The organism is Ruegeria sp. J8 (genome assembly GCF_056531925.1).
In genome coordinates this window covers 261,568-278,855 of the sequence record NZ_JBQFMR010000002.1, presented here as the reverse complement: position 1 = coordinate 278,855, position 17,288 = coordinate 261,568, and the positions used below count along the sequence as shown (strand labels likewise).

At 61.4% G+C, this 17,288-nt stretch carries 19 protein-coding genes; 17 read left to right on the top strand and 2 right to left on the bottom strand.

All coding sequences use genetic code 11. The features are described from left to right. Positions 1 to 13: 13 nt before the first annotated feature. Positions 14 to 1,270: a DEAD/DEAH box helicase gene (locus tag ACR0L1_RS04870; RefSeq protein WP_480857446.1), complete on the bottom strand. Its 1,257-nt coding sequence runs from the start codon at positions 1,268 to 1,270 to the stop codon at positions 14 to 16. A 372-nt stretch (positions 1,271 to 1,642) separates the two neighbouring features. Between ACR0L1_RS04870 and ACR0L1_RS04865 the strand changes: the two genes are divergently transcribed. Then, positions 1,643 to 2,524: a DMT family transporter gene (locus ACR0L1_RS04865; protein ID WP_480857444.1), complete on the top strand. Its 882-nt coding sequence runs from the start codon at positions 1,643 to 1,645 to the stop codon at positions 2,522 to 2,524. 557 nt (positions 2,525 to 3,081) lie between these two features. Beyond that, complete coding sequence (locus tag ACR0L1_RS04860) at positions 3,082 to 4,368, top strand: DNA-packaging protein (RefSeq protein ID WP_480857817.1); 1,287 nt, start codon at positions 3,082 to 3,084, stop codon at positions 4,366 to 4,368. A gap of 87 nt (positions 4,369 to 4,455) precedes the next feature. Here ACR0L1_RS04860 and ACR0L1_RS04855 read toward each other — a convergent pair whose 3' ends face one another. After that, positions 4,456 to 4,890: a hypothetical protein gene (locus ACR0L1_RS04855; protein ID WP_170788818.1), complete on the bottom strand. Its 435-nt coding sequence runs from the start codon at positions 4,888 to 4,890 to the stop codon at positions 4,456 to 4,458. Between the two features lie 159 nt (positions 4,891 to 5,049). Between ACR0L1_RS04855 and ACR0L1_RS04850 the strand changes: the two genes are divergently transcribed. The 15 genes from ACR0L1_RS04850 (at position 5,050) to ACR0L1_RS04780 (ending at position 17,288) form a co-directional block, all read left to right on the top strand. Further along, a complete protein-coding gene (locus ACR0L1_RS04850) occupies positions 5,050 to 6,210 on the top strand; it encodes a phage portal protein (RefSeq protein ID WP_480857441.1) in 1,161 nt (386 codons plus the stop codon). Further along, positions 6,203 to 6,421, top strand: coding sequence for a GTA head formation protein, RCAP_rcc01685 family (locus ACR0L1_RS04845; RefSeq protein WP_170788816.1), 219 nt, complete (start codon positions 6,203 to 6,205; stop codon positions 6,419 to 6,421). Before ACR0L1_RS04850 ends, ACR0L1_RS04845 begins: the two co-directional genes overlap by 8 nt. Positions 6,422 to 6,447: 26 nt before the next feature. Next, on the top strand, positions 6,448 to 6,993 hold the full coding sequence (locus tag ACR0L1_RS04840; RefSeq protein ID WP_480857439.1) for an HK97 family phage prohead protease: 546 nt from the start codon (positions 6,448 to 6,450) through the stop codon (positions 6,991 to 6,993). A gap of 36 nt (positions 6,994 to 7,029) precedes the next feature. Then, a complete protein-coding gene (locus ACR0L1_RS04835) occupies positions 7,030 to 8,208 on the top strand; it encodes a phage major capsid protein (RefSeq protein ID WP_170788814.1) in 1,179 nt (392 codons plus the stop codon). A 174-nt stretch (positions 8,209 to 8,382) separates the two neighbouring features. Then, positions 8,383 to 8,982, top strand: a complete 600-nt coding sequence (locus ACR0L1_RS04830) for a head-tail connector protein (RefSeq protein ID WP_480502558.1) — start codon at positions 8,383 to 8,385, stop codon at positions 8,980 to 8,982. Beyond that, positions 8,979 to 9,317 (top strand): phage head closure protein, encoded by a 339-nt coding sequence (locus ACR0L1_RS04825; RefSeq protein WP_170782621.1) that lies wholly within the window; start codon positions 8,979 to 8,981, stop codon positions 9,315 to 9,317. Before ACR0L1_RS04830 ends, ACR0L1_RS04825 begins: the two co-directional genes overlap by 4 nt. Further along, the gene (locus ACR0L1_RS04820; RefSeq protein ID WP_480502557.1) at positions 9,314 to 9,727 is read left to right on the top strand and encodes a DUF3168 domain-containing protein; all 414 of its coding nucleotides are present in this window, start codon (positions 9,314 to 9,316) and stop codon (positions 9,725 to 9,727) included. The genes ACR0L1_RS04825 and ACR0L1_RS04820 overlap by 4 nt, the downstream gene beginning before the upstream one ends. A gap of 20 nt (positions 9,728 to 9,747) precedes the next feature. After that, on the top strand, positions 9,748 to 10,161 hold the full coding sequence (locus ACR0L1_RS04815; protein ID WP_480857436.1) for a phage major tail protein, TP901-1 family: 414 nt from the start codon (positions 9,748 to 9,750) through the stop codon (positions 10,159 to 10,161). 4 nt (positions 10,162 to 10,165) lie between these two features. Next, on the top strand, positions 10,166 to 10,483 hold the full coding sequence (locus ACR0L1_RS04810; RefSeq protein ID WP_170788811.1) for a gene transfer agent family protein: 318 nt from the start codon (positions 10,166 to 10,168) through the stop codon (positions 10,481 to 10,483). Next, a complete protein-coding gene (locus ACR0L1_RS04805) occupies positions 10,480 to 10,692 on the top strand; it encodes a rcc01693 family protein (RefSeq protein ID WP_170788810.1) in 213 nt (70 codons plus the stop codon). Before ACR0L1_RS04810 ends, ACR0L1_RS04805 begins: the two co-directional genes overlap by 4 nt. Next, entirely contained in the window at positions 10,676 to 11,341 is a 666-nt protein-coding gene (locus tag ACR0L1_RS04800; RefSeq protein ID WP_480857434.1) for a phage tail tape measure protein, read from the top strand. The genes ACR0L1_RS04805 and ACR0L1_RS04800 overlap by 17 nt, the downstream gene beginning before the upstream one ends. Positions 11,342 to 11,356: 15 nt before the next feature. Continuing rightward, entirely contained in the window at positions 11,357 to 11,989 is a 633-nt protein-coding gene (locus ACR0L1_RS04795) for a DUF2460 domain-containing protein (RefSeq protein ID WP_170788808.1), read from the top strand. Continuing rightward, the gene (locus ACR0L1_RS04790; RefSeq protein WP_480548356.1) at positions 11,989 to 12,876 is read left to right on the top strand and encodes a DUF2163 domain-containing protein; all 888 of its coding nucleotides are present in this window, start codon (positions 11,989 to 11,991) and stop codon (positions 12,874 to 12,876) included. Before ACR0L1_RS04795 ends, ACR0L1_RS04790 begins: the two co-directional genes overlap by 1 nt. Continuing rightward, positions 12,873 to 13,319, top strand: coding sequence for an NlpC/P60 family protein (locus ACR0L1_RS04785; protein WP_480502553.1), 447 nt, complete (start codon positions 12,873 to 12,875; stop codon positions 13,317 to 13,319). Before ACR0L1_RS04790 ends, ACR0L1_RS04785 begins: the two co-directional genes overlap by 4 nt. Then, positions 13,320 to 17,288 (top strand): baseplate multidomain protein megatron, encoded by a 3,969-nt coding sequence (locus ACR0L1_RS04780; RefSeq protein ID WP_480857431.1) that lies wholly within the window; start codon positions 13,320 to 13,322, stop codon positions 17,286 to 17,288.

Genomic DNA, 17,288 nt, shown 5'->3' with positions numbered 1-17,288 from the left:
GGCCCTTTCTTTTTTACGCAGCGGGGCGTCTGCGCGGACGCCGCCGTTTAGACGCTGAAGGCTTGGAGGATGTGTTGCCCCCCTGTGGCCTACGCGCCCGAAAACCGCCCTGTTTGCGCGGCTTTTTGGGCTCGGCGAATTCGGGCATGGTGCCGCTGGCGACCGGAATGTCGATCTTCATCAGCTTCTGGATTTGCTTCAGTTGGTCCAGTTCATCCGGGGCGCAGAAGGCGATGCCTTCACCCTCGCGCCCTGCGCGGGCAGTGCGACCGATGCGGTGGACATAATTATCGGGCACCTCGGGCAGGTCATGGTTGATCACATAGGCTACGCCGGGGATGTCGATGCCACGCGCAGCAACGTCTGTCGCGACGAGGATGTTGATCTCGCCAGCGCGGAACGCCTTGATGGCGCGATCCCGCTGACCTTGGCTTTTGTTTCCGTGGATCGAGGCTGCATTGAAGCCATCCCGAACGAGGTCCTTCATCAACCGCTCAGCCCCGTGTTTCGTGCGGGCGAAGACTAGCGTCAGAGCGTCCAAGTCGGCCGAGAGGATTTCACGCAACTTGCGGGGCTTGTCCGCGCGGGACAGGAAGTGCACGGACTGAGTGATCTTGTCCGCCGCCTTGCCAGGAGGCGACACCTGTATGCGCTGCGGGTTGGTGAGGTAGGACTGGCTTAGCTCCTCCATCTGCTTGGGCATAGTGGCCGAGAACAGCATCGTCTGGCGCGGCGTGCCCAAGGCGGGTGCAATTTTACGCAGGGCATGGATAAAGCCCATGTCCAGCATCTGGTCGGCCTCGTCCAGCACCAGATGGCGCACTGAACCAAGATCGACGGCTCCGCGCTCCATCAGGTCGATCAAACGACCCGGGGTGGCGACCAGAATATCGGTGCCGCGCGATAGGAACGAAATCTGCTTACCGATGGATTGGCCACCGACAACGGTGGCGACGCGTAGTTTTGTCTTTTGCGTGAGGGTACGCAGGCTGTCCGCGATTTGGTTCACCAGTTCGCGCGTCGGGGCAAGGATCAGCGCCTTGACTGTCTTGGGTGCGGGTTTGGCCGGTTGCGCCAGAAGATGATCAATCAGCGGCAGACCAAAGGCCAGCGTTTTACCAGTGCCGGTCTGGGCCAGCCCAAGAATGTCATGTCCATTCAGCGCCATTGGGATGGCCTGGTTTTGGATCGGTGTGGGTTGAGTAAAGTTTGCCCGTTTCAGGGCGTCATTCAAAGCCGGGGCAAGGCCCAGCATGTCGAAGTCGAACACGTAATAATCCTTTAATATCCGCAGCTTTGAGCGCGGATGCGTATTACCGCGCAAAAGCGCGGCAGGCAGGGTTTAGCGAGACCTCGGGACGCACAGGCGTATCCTGCACCGTCCGGCCGTCGCATCAAGAACCCTGCGTGAAGGGGAACCAGGAGAGATATGGTGCGCCGTGGGGGCAATGGCCCGAGTGCTCACGCGGCGGCGCTGATGGTGGGCACATGAGGGTTGGCGCGGGCATTGTCAAGTATTTGTCTGATGGACAGGCGGTCGGAGTTCCAAATTCTGCTGGCGTTCTCAATCAGTTTGAGACATCGATTTACGAGTGACGGTTTAGCGCGTTGTGACGTTGCGAGGCGAAGTTTGGGGTTGGGAATGAAGGGAAGCGCACAGCAGGGCCATGGCCTGAAGCTCGCCAGTGGTGCCCTGGTTCTTGGCGGTATGATGTGGGGACTGTACTGGATCCCTGTCCGCTACTTCGTGGATCAGGGGCTGGAAGGGGCCTGGTCGGGGATCGTGATGTATTCAGCAGCGCTGCTTGGCCTTTTCCCGCTTTTATGGCGCGACCGGCACGATCTTGCGCGGCGCTGGCAGGATTTGATGTACAGCGGCGTGTTCACCGGCGCTGCCTTTGGTCTATTCACGATCAGCCTGGTCTATACGGACGTCGTTCGAGCCATCCTGCTGTTCTACCTGACGCCTGTTTGGGGCACGATCTTAGGTCGGGTTTTTCTTGGCGAGCATCTAACTGGAACCCGCGTTTTGGGGTTGATATGTGGCCTTTGCGGCATGGCGATCGTCCTTGGCAGCGGCCGCGGCATCCCTTGGCCCAGCAATGTCGGAGATTGGGCGGCGCTGGTTTCCGGCATGGCTTGGGCGGTGGGCACGCTGGGTTTGTATCGCTCCTCGGGCATTTCGGTTCCGGGGCAGGTTTTTGCGTTTATTACTGGGGCTCTGCTGCTGTCTCTGATCAGCCTGGTGTTCAGCGCAGGCGGGGTGCAAGAGCAAAGCGCGGTTGTTGTCGGTGTGCTGCCCATTGCGATGCTGTCGGTGCTGTACACTCTGCCGATGATCTTTCTGACGATCTGGCCCGCGACCTTACTGACACCGGCTCGGGTGGGGTTGTTATTGATGAGCGAGGTTGTGGTCGGCCTAGTTTCGGCTGCTGTATTTTCGGGCGAGCCCTTTGGACTGCGCGAGGCCACGGGCGCAGTGCTGATTGTGAGTGCCGCTGTGCTGGAGATCGCTCGGGGTTGAGCGAGTTTACCGCGGGATAGACAGATCAAACGCCAACAGTCTTAACAGGCAGTGCGGTTCCTGTTGCATGGGTGTTGCGCAACATATTGACTTTGCGTGCTTTTTGTCGTATTGATTGTGTCATGCTAGAAGAAATGAGCAACGGCCGCGGGACAACCCGGCGGTCGTTTTTTCGTTTCTCTCGTGCGGAGAAAACTCACGCATGAGGTCACAGGCACACATGACTTTAATTACCCCGGAAGAGCGGATGTCCCAGACGGCGGAACTGTTGCAGTCGCTGGAAACATCTATTCGCGGTTTGCGCCAAGCAGCAGAAGAACTGCGCAGGCAAATCGGAACCGGGGAGGATGCAGATCTTGCCGGAACGGCAAAACAACTGGGTCAGTTAGAGGGGCTGATCCGAAGCTGTCAGAAAGTGGAGACAAGCTTTGTCGAACAACATCACAGACAAGCCGGAATTGCCCAAGGGGGATACGCGCTCGACCTTGAGCGCGCTCGATTTGAAATCGGGTGCAGGCTGGCTCGCCTCCGCCGATGCTGCGGTGAGGGGCAGATTTCTGAGTGAGATCGGGGAGGGGGGGCTGTGTGCCCTCCCTTTCCTGTTTGAATTTTGGGCGCTGCCGCATCAACTACCGCCCGAGGGTGACTGGCGGTCCTGGGTGATCATGGGCGGGCGTGGCGCGGGCAAGACGCGGGCGGGGTCAGAATGGGTGCGGTCGATGGTCGAAGGGTCCAAGCCGCTGGACAAGGGCGAGGCTAGCCGGGTGGCGCTGGTTGGGGAGACCTTTGATCAGGTGCGCGATGTGATGATCTTTGGTGATAGCGGCATATTGCAATGCTCGCCCCCGGATCGTCGGCCGGTGTGGAAAGCGTCGGAGCGCAAGCTGATCTGGCCAAACGGGGCCGAGGCGCAGGCGTTTTCGGCGCATGATCCCGAGGGGTTGCGCGGACCGCAGTTCGATGCGGCCTGGGTGGATGAGCTGGCCAAGTGGAAGAAGGCGGGCGAGACCTGGGATATGTTGCAGTTTGCGCTGCGGTTGGGGGATCGGCCTCGGGTCTGCGTGACCACCACACCGCGTAATGTGAAGGTTTTGAAGAATTTATTGGCGTCGCCCTCCACCGTGCAGACCCATGCACCGACCGAGGCGAACCGGGCCAATCTGGCGGATTCGTTTCTGGACGAGGTGCGCGCGCGCTATGCGGGGACGCGGCTGGGGCGGCAGGAGTTGGACGGGGTGCTGCTGTCGGATGCTGAGGGCGCGCTGTGGACCGGCTCGATGCTGGAGGCGGCGCGGTGCGCGCGGGTGCCTGCGTTGGATCGCATCGTCGTGGCGCTGGACCCGGCGGTGACGGCGGGGGCGGACGCGGATGCTTGCGGGATTGTGGTCGTGGGGGCTCAGCTACAGGGCGCGCCCGAGGACTGGCGGGCCTATGTGCTGGCCGACCGGACGGTGCAGGGCGTTGGCCCGGCGGGCTGGGCGCAGGCGGCGATTGGCGCGATGGATGAGTTCGGGGCCGAACGGCTGGTGGCCGAGGTCAATCAGGGCGGGCAATTGGTGGAAGAGGTGGTGCGGCAGGTGGACCCTCTGGTCCCTTATCGGGCGGTGCGGGCCTCACGCGGCAAGGTCGCGCGGGCCGAGCCTGTGGCGGCCTTGTACGAGCAGGGGCGGGTTTGCCATGTGGCAGGGCTGGACGCGCTGGAGGAACAGATGTGCCAGATGACGGCGCGCGGGTATGAGGGGCCGGGCTCGCCTGACCGGGTCGACGCGCTGGTCTGGGCGCTGCATGAGTTGGTTGTGGGGCCTGCGGGGGGGTATCGGAGGCCTAGGGTGCGGAGTTTGTGAAGGCTTTTGGAAAGTTTGGTTCGTCACAGCTTGACTAGGCGAGGCGTTCGGATTTGTCAGCTTTGGTTTTTTTTACCGAACGACAAGCTAAGTCTTTGATGAACTTGGATTGATCAGAAAAAAGCCGCCACTTACGACGCAAGCCCAAAACAAATGTGTTTTCAGAGAATACATGTCGATTCCTGCATCCAAGTAAGAATTGGCCGCCCATCCGACGAAAGAAGGCAACGAAAGAAACCCGAGTGCCGAAAGCGATTGGGTAAGCCTTTGTTCGATCTCGGGCTTACGTGGGAACAATTTCCTGCTCAAACGATGCGCGGCAAACCCACCCACCGCGACACCTAAAGGCATGCTGGCTAAAAAGGCTACACCTGCGATACCAAGGAGACCTTCTCCGACAATAATCGCGCAAACTAAGAAAATCAGGATTGGAGTTAACCCGATCCACGGCAACCATTTCGAACTGCCAACTTTTTTAAAGAACTCAATCAACATGTTAGGTTGATACAGATTTTCTGACATTCATGTCACGTGTTTTTATCATGGCAGGTAAAACGTCGTAACCACACGATAATGCCACCGTTGCCCAACCCCCGTACGCCCCATTCCCAAGGCTTAAACTTCTTTCCTGCATAACTCCTTTCAACAAGCCGGGCAGAGCAGCGGCAGAAAGGAGCACAGATGGTATTCGATTTCTTGCGTCGTGGATCGGCGGGCGAAGCGCCCGATGCGAAGGCCAGCGCGGCGGGTCCCGTGGTGGCGTGGCAGACAGGCGGGCGCGTGGCGTGGAGCCCTCGGGACGCGGTGTCGTTGACCCGCACGGGGTTTTCGGGCAACCCGGTGGGGTTTCGGTCGGTCAAGCTGATTGCCGAGGCGGCGGCGGCGCTGCCTCTGGTCCTGCAGGATCAGGCGCAGCGCTATGATGCGCATCCGATCCTGTCGTTGATGCGTCGCCCTAACGCGGCGCAGGGGCGGGCGGAGTTGATGGAGGCTTTGTTCGGGCAGTTGTTGCTGTCGGGCAATGCCTATGTCGAGGCCGTGCAGGCCGAAGAAGGCTTGCCGCTTGAGCTGCACGTCCTGCGTTCTGACCGGATGAGCGTGGTGCCGGGTGCGGATGGTTGGCCCAAGGCGTATGATTACACGGCGGGCGGCAAGACACACCGCTTCCCTGCGGATGCGATCTGTCACATCAAATCTTTCCACCCTCAGGATGACCATTATGGCTTTTCGCCCATGCAGGCGGCGGCGATGGCGATTGATGTGCATAACAGCGCGTCGCGGTGGTCAAAATCGCTGCTCGACAACGCGGCGCGGCCTTCGGGGGCTTTGGTGTGGAAGGGCGATGGCCATGGGGTGATGGCCGAGGAACAGTTCCGGCGATTGTCGGATGAGATCGAGCAGAACTATCGCGGGGCGCGCAATGCAGGTCGTCCGATGGTTCTGGAAGGGGGGCTGGATTGGAAGCCGATGGGCTTTTCGCCGTCCGATATGGAGTTTCAAATGACCAAGGAAGCTGCCGCCCGCGAGATCGCGCTGGCCTTTGGTGTCCCGCCGATGTTGCTGGGGATACAGGGCGACGCGACCTATTCGAACTATCAAGAGGCCAATCGGGCGTTTTACCGCCTGACCGTGCTGCCTCTGGTAACGCGGGTGGCGGCGGCGGTGTCGGAATGGCTGGCCGGGTATTCGGGCGAGGATCTGGTGCTGAAGCCCGATCTGGATCAGGTGCCTGCGCTGTCGGCGGAACGCGATGCGCAATGGGCGCGGGTCAATGGCGCCGACTTCCTGTCCGACGCTGAAAAGCGCGCCTTGCTGGGGCTGCCGGAGCGCGCGGATGGCTGAGGGGTATCCCCCGTTCGATTGCGCGCCGGGCCTGCGTCTGGCCGCGCATGAGAGGGTGGCCGAGATCCAGCACGACCATTTGTGCCGCAGGCTGGATCAGATCGAAGAAATGATGGAACGGCTGGAGAAACGGTTGTGGTTGACGGTCTATGGCGTCGCGGCAGTGATCCTGGCGCAGGTGTTTCAGTCATTCCTTGCGGCGGCGCCGTAAAATCAGAGGCTTACGAGGAGGTGTTCATGGATTTGGAACACAAATTCGCACGGTTCGGAGACGGGCTTACGGTAACGGATGATGCGGTGATCGAGGGTTATGCCAGCCTATTCGGACAGGTCGATCAGGGCAGCGACGTGGTGCAACGCGGGGCGTATCGCGGCTCGCTTGACGGTGTGGCGAAAGCTGGGCAGCGGGTCAAGATGCTGTGGCAGCATGATCCGTCGCAACCCATCGGCGTCTGGGACGAGGTGCGCGAGGATGACCGGGGCCTTTGGGTCAAAGGGCGTCTGCTAGAGGCCACGCAAAAGGGCCGTGAGGCGGCCGAGCTGATCCGCGCGGGGGCCTTGGATGGCCTGTCGATTGGCTATCGCACCAAACGGGCCGTAAAGAATGACAAGGGCCAGCGGGTCCTCATCGAACTGGAGCTGTGGGAGGTGTCCTTGGTGACGTTCCCGATGCTGCCCAGTGCGCGGGTGGCGGCGAAGGGCGTTGAGCCTGACGCGCAAGACACCTGGCGCAGTATTGCCGAGGTGTTCAACACCGCCCGGCAGGAGCTGGCGCGGACCTAGCGCGCCTCAACCCCCACCCAAGAAATGGAAGTGCTGATGAGCAAGACCGAAACCCCGGCCTTGACCGGAGAGGGTGCGCCCCTGGTTCAGGAGGTGAAGCAGGCGATGGCTGGCTTCGTGAATGAATTCAAGGGCCTCAAGGCAGAAGTGAAAACCCAACTGCAACAGACAGAAGAGCGACTGACCATGCTGGATCGTAAATCAACCATCGCGGCGCGTCCGCACCTTGCGGCCTCGATCGAGGACGGCGCACCGCACCAGAAGGCCTTTGACGCCTATGTGCGTTCGGGCGAGGATGACGGCCTGCGCGGGCTTGATATGGAATCGAAATCCCTGTCCAGCGCTGTGAACAGCGATGGCGGCTATCTGGTTGATCCGCAGACCGCTGAAATAATCAAGTCGGTGCTGAAATCCACCGCCTCGATCCGCTCGATCGCGTCTGTGGTGAATGTCGAGGCGAACTCGTTCGATGTGCTGATCGACCATACCGATGTGGGCGCGGGCTGGGCCGATGAGAACACCGCTGCGAGTGAGACCGCGACCCCGTCGATTGACCGTATCTCGATCTCGCTGCACGAGCTGAGCGCGCTGCCCAAAGCCTCGCAGCGTTTGCTGGATGACAGCGCCTTTGACGTCGAAGGCTGGCTGGCAGGCCGCATTGCAGACAAGTTCGCCCGCGCCGAAGCCTCGGCCTTTATCAACGGTGATGGGGCAGACAAGCCCAAAGGTATCCTGAGCCACACCAAGGTCGACAATGACGTTTGGGACTGGGGCAACATTGGCTACGTGCCCACCGGCATCGACGGCGGTGTTGATGCGGATGCGATTGTCGATGTGGTTTACGCGCTGGGTGCGCAGTACCGCGTGAACGGCACATTCGTGATGAACTCGAAAACCGCGGGTCTGATCCGCAAGCTGAAGGACAGCGATGGCCGCTTCCTGTGGTCGGACGGTCTGGCGGCGGGTGAGCCTGCGCGCCTGATGGGTTATCCGGTGCTGATCGCCGAGGACATGCCGGATGCGGGCACCGACAGTTTCTCGATCGCGTTTGGTGATTTTCAGGCGGGTTACACCATTGCCGAGCGTCCCGACCTGCGCGTGTTGCGCGACCCGTTCAGCGCCAAACCGCATGTCCTGTTCTACGCGACCAAGCGCGTCGGCGGCGACGTGAGCGACTTTGCCGCGATCAAGCTGGTGAAATTCGGCACCGCCTAAAGCGGGCTGAATCCTCGGGGGGCCATTGGCCCCCCGGGGCGGCGGGTGCGTGCCGGGGTGAGATCCCTTGCGTTGTCTAGCTGCTCCCCTCCGTCCGAGCAACGTGGGGCGGCGCGTGCCCGTCAATTCCTGAAGTTACGGCCCCGGTGGGGTCCGAGATTGCGGAGTGAATGGATGATGTTGATCGAAGAAACCGCCATCGCGGATGCGGCGCTGCCGGTGGACCAGTTCAAGGCTCATCTGCGGCTGGGAACGGGTTTCACCGAAGACAGTGTGCAAGATGAAGTGTTGAAAAGCTTTCTGCGGGCGGCGATTGCAGCGATTGAAGCGCGCACTGGAAAGGTGCTGATCTCGCGCGGGTTTTCATGGGGTCTGAACAGCTGGCGCGATACGGCGGTTGAGGTGTTGCCGGTGGCCCCTGTCACGGCGATCAGCGCGGTAACTGTGACCGACGCAACCGGCACCGACACGGTGGTGGACAGTGGCCGATATCGTCTGGCCCAAGACAGCCAACGCCCGCGTCTGCGTCCTGCCGGAGCAAGCCTGCCGACCATTCCCACGGGCGGGTCGGTCAAGATTGCATTTACCGCCGGGATGGCTGCGGATTGGGGGGCTCTGCCCGCTGATCTGGGCCAGGCGGTGCTGCTGCTGGCGGCGCATTACTATGAATACCGCGATGAGACGGCGCTGGGCGCGGGCTGTATGCCCTTTGGCGTCACCAGCCTGATCCAACGCTACCGGATTGTGCGCTTTGGTGCCGGGGTGGCGCAATGAAGACGCCCCGGTTGAACAGAAAACTGGTGCTTGAAGCGCCGGTACGCAGTGCCGACGGGGCGGGTGGCTATACCGAGACATGGGCTGCCCTGGGCACGGTCTGGGCCGAGGTCACCGCGCGAAGTGGGTCCGAGCGGTCTGTTGCGGGCGTTCCGATCTCGCGCGTTGGCTATCGCATCGTGGTGCGCGGCGCGCCTCAGGGATCGTCGATGCGCCCAAGCCCTGATCAGCGGTTCTCTGAGGGCTCGCGCCGGTTCGTAATCCGCGCCGTGGCCGAGCGCGACCCGCGCGGCCAGTACCTGACCTGTTTTGCAGATGAAGAGGTGGCAGCATGAGTTATGGCGTTTCGGCCGCATTGCAGGCGGCGGTGTTTCAAAAGCTGTCCGGTGACGCTCAGGTCAGTACGCTGTCAGGCGGCGCGATCTATGACGCGGTTCCGGCGGGTGCGGTGCCCCAAACCTATGTGACGTTGGGCCCGGAAGAGGTGCGCGATGCCTCAGACCGGTCAGGCGCGGGCGCTGTGCATCGGTTCACTGTGTCGGTGGTGTCCGAGGCCGCAGGCTTTGGAACGGCCAAGACGTTGGCGGGCGCGGTGTGCGACGCGCTGGAAGGCGCAGCACTCAGCTTGGATCGGGGCCGCCTTGTGGGGCTGTGGTTCGAACGTGCCAGCGCCCGGCGCACGGGAACGGGCGGCGCGATCCGCCAGATCGACCTGAAATTCCGCGCCCGCGTGGAAGACGACTAAGCAATCAACGGAGAGAGCATATGGCTGCCCAGAACGGAAAAGACCTGTTGGTCAAAGTGGATATGAACGGCACTGGCCTGTTTGAGACCATCGCGGGCCTGCGCGCCACGCGGGTCAGTTTCAACGCGGAAAGTGTGGATGTCACCAGCCTTGAAAGCCAGGGCGGATGGCGCGAGCTGCTGTCGGGGGCTGGGGTCAAATCGGCCTCGATCTCGGGCTCGGGTGTGTTCAAGGACGAAGGTACCGATGAACGTGCGCGTCAGTTGTTCTTTGACGGTGAGACGCCAGATTTCCAGGTGATCATCCCCGATTTCGGCATTGTCGAAGGCGCGTTTCAGGTGACTGGCATCGAGTATGCGGGCTCGCATAACGGCGAGGCCACCTATGAGATGAGCCTGGCCAGCGCCGGGGCTCTGACCTTTACGGCGCTGTAAGCCGATGGCCAATCCGTGGACGGGTGAGGTGGCATTGACCATCGATGGGCAGCGACGGGTGCTCAAGCTGACGCTGGGTGCTTTGGCGGAACTGGAACAGGAAATCGGCACCGGGACGTTGGTGGAACTGGTGCAGCGGTTCGAAGGCGGGGCCTACTCCAGCGGCGATGTTTTGGCGCTGATCGTGGCGGGGCTGCGGGGGGGCGGGGCGGATGTGACCCGCGCAGACATGTTGCGCGCCGAGATCGCGGGCGGCCCCATGGAAGGGGCCCGCGCGGCGGCTGAGTTGTTGGCCCGCGCCTTCATGGTGCCGGATCGTTGAGCGGGTTCGACTGGCCCACCCTGATGCGGGCCGGGATGACCGGCTTGCGTCTGACGCCGGACCAGTTCTGGCGTCTGACCCCGGCAGAGCTGCGGCTGATGCTGGGGCAGGGCGCAGGGATGCCTGCGATGAACCGCAAGGGGCTGGACGCTTTGCTGGCGGCCTACCCGGACAAGAAACAAGGAGAGCGTGATGACGACGGATCGTGATGGGTTGGACGACCTTCAGGAGCGGGGCGAAGCGCTGGGCGACGCGCTAGGCGATGCTGCGTCGATGGCAGCGGCATTTGACAGCCAGATGAAACGGATCAGCGCGGCGTTTGAGGAAACCGGCAAGGACGTCGCTACGCTCGAGCGTAGTATGTCTGGTGGTCTACGCAAGGCTTTTGATGGCGTTGTGCTGGATGGGATGAACCTATCGGATGCGCTGGATGTGTTGAAGAACTCGATGATCCGCACGGCTTATTCGGCGGCGATCAAACCGGTAACGGATCATTTCGGTGGCCTGCTGGCAAACGGGGTCGGCAGTTTTGTCCAAGGTATTCTGCCCTTTGCAGACGGCGGCAGTTTTAGCCAGGGCCGGGTAATGCCCTTTGCCAATGGCGGGGTGATCACCGGCCCGACGACTTTCCCGATGCGCGGCGCGACCGGCCTGATGGGTGAGGCTGGCCCTGAGGCGATTATGCCTCTGGCGCGCGGACCAGATGGCAAGCTGGGTGTTCGCACATCGGGCGGAGGTGGAGCGGTGAATGTGGTGATGAACATCACCACACCTGACGTGCAGGGCTTTCGACGCAGTCAAAGCCAGATCGCCGCACAGATGAGCCGCGCCTTGGGTCGCGGCAATCGCAATAGGTAAATCACGGAGCAGGTCATGAATTTCCACGAGGTGAGATTTCCCGCCAGCCTGAGTTTCGGCTCGGTCGGCGGACCGGAGCGGCGAACGGACATCGTGACGCTGGCCAATGGTTTCGAAGAACGCAACACCCCTTGGGCTCATTCGCGCAGGCGGTATGACGCTGGGTTCGGGATGCGGTCTCTGGATGATATCGAGACTTTGATCTCGTTTTTCGAGGCTCGGCAGGGCCAAATGTTCGGGTTCCGCTGGAAGGACTGGTCCGACTACAAATCCGGTGCAGCAACCGCTGACGTGGACAAAGGCGATCAGGTCATCGCGCGCGGAGACGGCGTGAAGACCGAATTTCAGCTTGTTAAAACCTACAGTTCGGGCGGGTTCCAATATGTGCGCCCTATCACCAAGCCGGTTCTGGGCACTGTGCGGTTAGGCCTGGAACAGGATGAAATGCGCGAAGGGGTGGATTTCGAGGTCGATCTGCTGCGCGGGCAAGTGATGTTCGCCGACCCGCCGCCCGAGAATGTCGAGATCACCGCGGGGTTCGAGTTTGACGTGCCCGTGCGTTTTGACACCGACAAGATTCAAACCAGCGTTGCCAGCTTTCAGGCCGGTGACGTTCCCAATGTACCGGTTGTCGAGGTGCGTATCTGATGAGCGTGGATCGGGAAAGCTTGCAAGCGCATCTGCAAACCGGGCTGACGACTACGTGCCGGTGCTGGGCCATCACGCGACCGGACGGGCAGGTCTATGGGTTTACGGATCATGATCTGGAATTGCAGTTCGAGGGGCTGACCTTCAAAGCCAGCACCGGCTTGACCGCCGCAGCGGTAGAACAAGCTACGGGCCTGTCCATCGATAATTCCGAGGCGATGGGCGCGTTGTCCGATGCAGCGGTTCGGGAACAGGATATTGAGGCGGGTCGTTTTGATGGGGCCGAAGTCAAAGCCTGGTTGGTGAACTGGGCGCAGCCAGAACAGCGTATCCTGCAATTTCGCGGCTCGATTGGTGAGATACGTCGTGCGGGTGGGGCGTTTCATGCTGAACTACGGGGCCTGACGGATCTGTTGAACCGGCCTCTGGGGCGGATCTATCAAAAACCCTGTACGGCGGTTCTGGGCGACCGAAGTTGTCGGTTCGACGTTGAAGCACCGGGGTTTCAGGCCGAAGCCCAGATTACTCGTTTGACCGATGGTAGTGTGCTTGAGGTAACGGGTGCTGAAGCCGCTTTAGCCGCGTGGTTCGAACGAGGCCGCGTTGACGTTTTGTCGGGGCAGGCCGAGGGCCTATGGGCGTCGGTCAAGCAGGATGAGCCGATCTCGGGTGGTCGTCGCATCACGTTGTGGTCCGGGATAAGCGGTGGTCTGGCCGCTGGAGACCACGTTCGCCTGACCGCAGGTTGCGATAAGCGCATGGAGACCTGTCGATTAAAATTTAGCAATCTCATAAACTTCCAAGGATTTCCTGATCTTCCGAGCGAGGATTGGGTGATGGCCGTACCCAAGAAAAGCAATCCGAACGCAGGGGGAAGCAGACGATGACCGAAGAAAGGCAGGATATCGTGACCGAGGCGCGAAGCTGGCTGGGCACGCCCTATGTTCATCAGGCCTCGACCAAGGGGGCGGGCGCGGATTGTCTGGGTCTACTGCGCGGCGTCTGGCGCGCGGTCATGGGGGTCGAGCCGGAGGCGGTGCCTTCCTACTCTATGGATTGGTCTGAACCGCAGGGTGAGGAACGGATGTGGGATGCGGCCCGCCGCCACCTGATCGCAAAGCCAGTTAAGGAGGCGGCAGTCGGAGATGTTTTGCTGTTTCGGATGCGTGACGGACGCGTGGCTAAGCATGTCGGACTTGTCAGCCAGATCAAACCATTACCGCAGTTTATTCATGCGTATTCCGGCCATGGCGTTGTCGAGAATACCCTGAGCGATCCCTGGCGCCGCCGCGTGGTCGCCTGTTTCTGTTTTCCGCGGAAGGATATGTAAATGGCGACGATTGTACTTTCTGCGGCCGGTGCCGCGATTGGCGGCGCGATTGGGGGCACGGTCGCGGGGTTGTCTACGGCGGTCATAGGGCGCGCCATCGGGGCGTCGCTGGGTCGTGTAATCGACCAGCGGCTGATGAGCCAATCGGTCATGGGCAGTGGCAGCGAGGTCGTTGAAACCGGACGGCTGGACCGGTTCCGACTGACAGAAACGGGTGAAGGTGCCTCGGTCGCTACCTTATTCGGGCGGATGCGGGTTGGTGGGCAGGTCATCTGGGCCTCGGACTTTCTGGAAACGCTCAGCACCAGCACAACCACGCAGTCGGGCGGCGGCGGCAAAGGAAGCCCGAAAGCACCCGAGGTCACGACCACCACTCACAGCTACAGTTATTCGATCTCGTTGGCGATTGCAGTCGGGGCGGGACAGATCGCCGATGTGTCCCGGGTCTGGGCCGACGGCGAGGAACTGGAACGTGCAGGCCTGAACATGCGGGTCTACCCAGGCGATGAGGCGCAATTGCCTGATCCCTTGATCGAAGCGATTGAGGGGGCCGGTAGTGTTCCGGCCTACCGGGGGACAGCCTATGTAGTGATCGAAGATTTGCAGCTGGCGGCCTTCGGCAACAGGGTGCCGCAATTCTCGTTCGAGGTGGTGCGTCCGGATCAGCCCGACCTGCCAGAGACACCGAATGCACTGTCCAGTATCGTGCGGGGCGTGGCCCTGATGCCGGGCACCGGCGAATACGCGCTGGCGAGCACTCAGGTGAATTACACCAAGGGACGGGGGCAAAGCTGGGCGGCCAATGTGAACTCGGCGTCTGGCGTGCCGGATTTTGTAACCTCGACCCGCGCGTTGGAAGCCGAACTGCCGTCATGCGACGCGGCCTCTTTGATCGTGTCGTGGTTCGGGAATGACCTGCGTTGCGGCGAATGTCAGTTGCAGCCCAAGGTTTTGCACAAGGAATATGAGGGCGAGAATATGCCCTGGACGGTTGCCGGCGTGTCTCGTGCCGAGGCGCAGCTTGTACAGCATGAAAATGACCGACCGGTCTATGGGGCGACCCCGGCCGATGCGTCGGTCGTGCAGGCCATCCAGCACCTGAAGCAATCGGGCAAACGGGTGATGTTCTACCCGTTCATTCTGATGGACCAACTCAGCGGCAATAACCTGCCAGACCCCTGGTCGGGCGGAACCGGTCAGCCCCATCTTCCGTGGCGCGGACGGATCACGCTTAGCACCGCACCGGGACGCGCGGGCTCGCCGGATGGCACCGCTCAGGCCGATGCGCAGGTCAATGCATTCTTCGGTCAGGCGCGGGCGTCGGATTTTGCCATCGCCGATGGTGCAGTGACCTATACCGGCCCGCAGGACTGGGGGATGTTCCGCTTTATTCTGCACTATGCCGCGCTATGTAAGACCGCAGGTGGGGTCGAGTCCTTCTGCATCGCGTCCGAGATGCGTGGTCTGACGCAGATCCGAGGTGCTTCGGGTTTTTCGGCCGTTGCTCAGATGCGCACCCTCGCGGCCGAAGTGCGCGCAATTCTGGGGCCTGACACCAAGATCGGATATGCAGCGGATTGGAGCGAATACTTCGGTTATCAGCCTGCGGATGGCAGCGGAGATCGGTACTTTCAACTCGACCCACTGTGGGCGGATGACAATATCGACTTCGTCGGCATCGACAACTACATGCCACTGTCGGATTGGCGGGACGGCGAGGATCATGCCGACCTGAAGGCCGGCGCGAATGCGATCTACGATCTGGACTACCTGCGCAGCAATATCGAAGGCGGCGAGGGGTATGACTGGTTCTATGCCTCACCCGAAGAGGCCGAGGCGCAAATCCGCGCGCCCATTGAAGACGCGCAACACAACGAGCCGTGGATCTGGCGCTACAAGGACCTGCGCAGTTGGTGGTCCAACCCGCATCACGAACGCATCGGCGGTGTGCGACAGGCGAACCAAACAGCATGGGTTCCGGGGTCGAAACCGATCTGGTTCACAGAGCTTGGCTGTGCGGCCATCGACAAGAGCACGAACCAGCCGAACAAATTTCTGGACCCAAAGTCCTCGGAATCCAGCTTGCCAGCCTATTCCAATGGGTTGCGGGATGATTTCATGCAGTTTCAATATCTGCGCGCGGTGCTGGGGTACTGGTCCGACCCGACCCTGAACCCCGTATCAGATGTCTATGACGCACCGATGATTGACATGTCCAACGCCTATGTCTGGGCCTGGGACGCACGGCCCTATCCCACCTTTCCCAATCTGCGCAGCCAGTGGAGCGACGGTGAAAACTATGCCCGTGGTCATTGGCTGAACGGACGCTCTGGCGCGCGTAGTCTGGCGTCCGTGGTGACGGAAATCTGCCACGGAGCCGGAGTGACCGATATCGACACCACGCAGCTTTATGGTGTTGTCCGCGGCTATGTGATCGAGCAGGTCTCGGACGCGCGGGCGGCTTTGCAGCCTTTGATGCTGCGCTATGGGTTCGATTCCATTGAACGCGACGGCGTTTTGATTTTTCGGATGCGGGCGGCGCAGACGCCGCAGGTGCTTGACACCGAGCAACTGGCCATCAGCCCGGATGTCGAAAACACCATCGAGCACCGGCGCGAAGCCGAAGCTGAGATGACGGGTCGCGTGCGGTTGCGTTTCGTGCAATCGGATGCCGATCACGACATCGTCTCGGAGGAGGCCGTTCTACCAGACGATCAGACACATTCCGTCTCGGTCAACGAGATGCCCCTGTCGATGACCCGCACCGAAGGGCGTCAGACGGTCGAACGGTGGCTCAGCGAGGCGCGCGTGTCGCGCGAAACTGTCCGCTTTGCCTTGCCTCCATCGATGCTGACCATCGGCGCGGGCGATGTTATCAGCCTGTCAGGGGACGAACAGGGCGCGCGTTATCGCATAGACCGTCTGGAACAGGCCGAGCTGCAATTGGCGGACGCGGTCCGGGTTGAGCCGGGCGTCTACAGTGCCTCGGACTTGCCCGAGGATCCCGTTCCCGAACGACCCTTTGTCGCTCCGGTTCCGGTTCTGCCCGTGTTTCTGGACCTGCCGCTGATCACGGGGGCCGAGGCGCCTCATGCGCCCTACATCGCAGTGTCGGCCGATCCGTGGCCCGGTGGGGCGGCTGTCTATTCCTCGGGCAGTGATGAGGATTACAGCTTGCAGGATGTGATCTCGCGGCAGGCGGTGATCGGCTTCACGCAAACACCGCTGCGGCGCGCAAGTGCCGGAGTATGGGACAATGGCGCACCTTTGCGTGTCGAGCTGATTGCAGGGCTATTGGAATCCCGACCGCGCGACGCATTGCTGAATGGAGCCAATCTGGCAGCAATCGGCGACGGATCGCCCGACAACTGGGAGGTGTTTCAGTTCGTCCAAGCAACGTTGGAAAGCCCCGGCACTTACGCTTTGTCTGGCCGCCTGCGTGGTCAGTTGGGCAGCGACGCCGCAATACCGGATGTTTGGCCAGAAGGTTCGACCTTTGTCTTGCTGGATCAACGGATCGCGCAGACCAACCTTCTGAGGTCCGAACGTCGTGTCGCCAAGCATTATCGCATAGGCCCGGCAGCGCGAGGGTACGATGATCCGTCCTATGTGCATCAGGTTCTGGCTTTCAACGGCAATGGCCTGCGGCCCTATGCTCCGGTTCATCTGCGCGCGCATCGCGCTGCGTCCGAGGACCAGATCAGCTGGATTCGCCGCACCCGTCTGGATGGCGACGACTGGGAGGGGTTGGACGTACCACTGGCGGAAGAAGCTGAAACCTATCTGGTACAGGTTCGCTCCAGCGGGTCCTTGATCCGAGAAGAGATCACTGCAGAACCGCGTTGGGTCTATAGCGCCGCGATGAAGCTAAGCGATGGTGTCTCAGCGGGGTACGACGTACAGGTCGCGCAGGTTTCCGCCAGCTTTGGCCCCGGCCTGTTTGCGCGACTGTCGGTCGGGCAGGGCTGA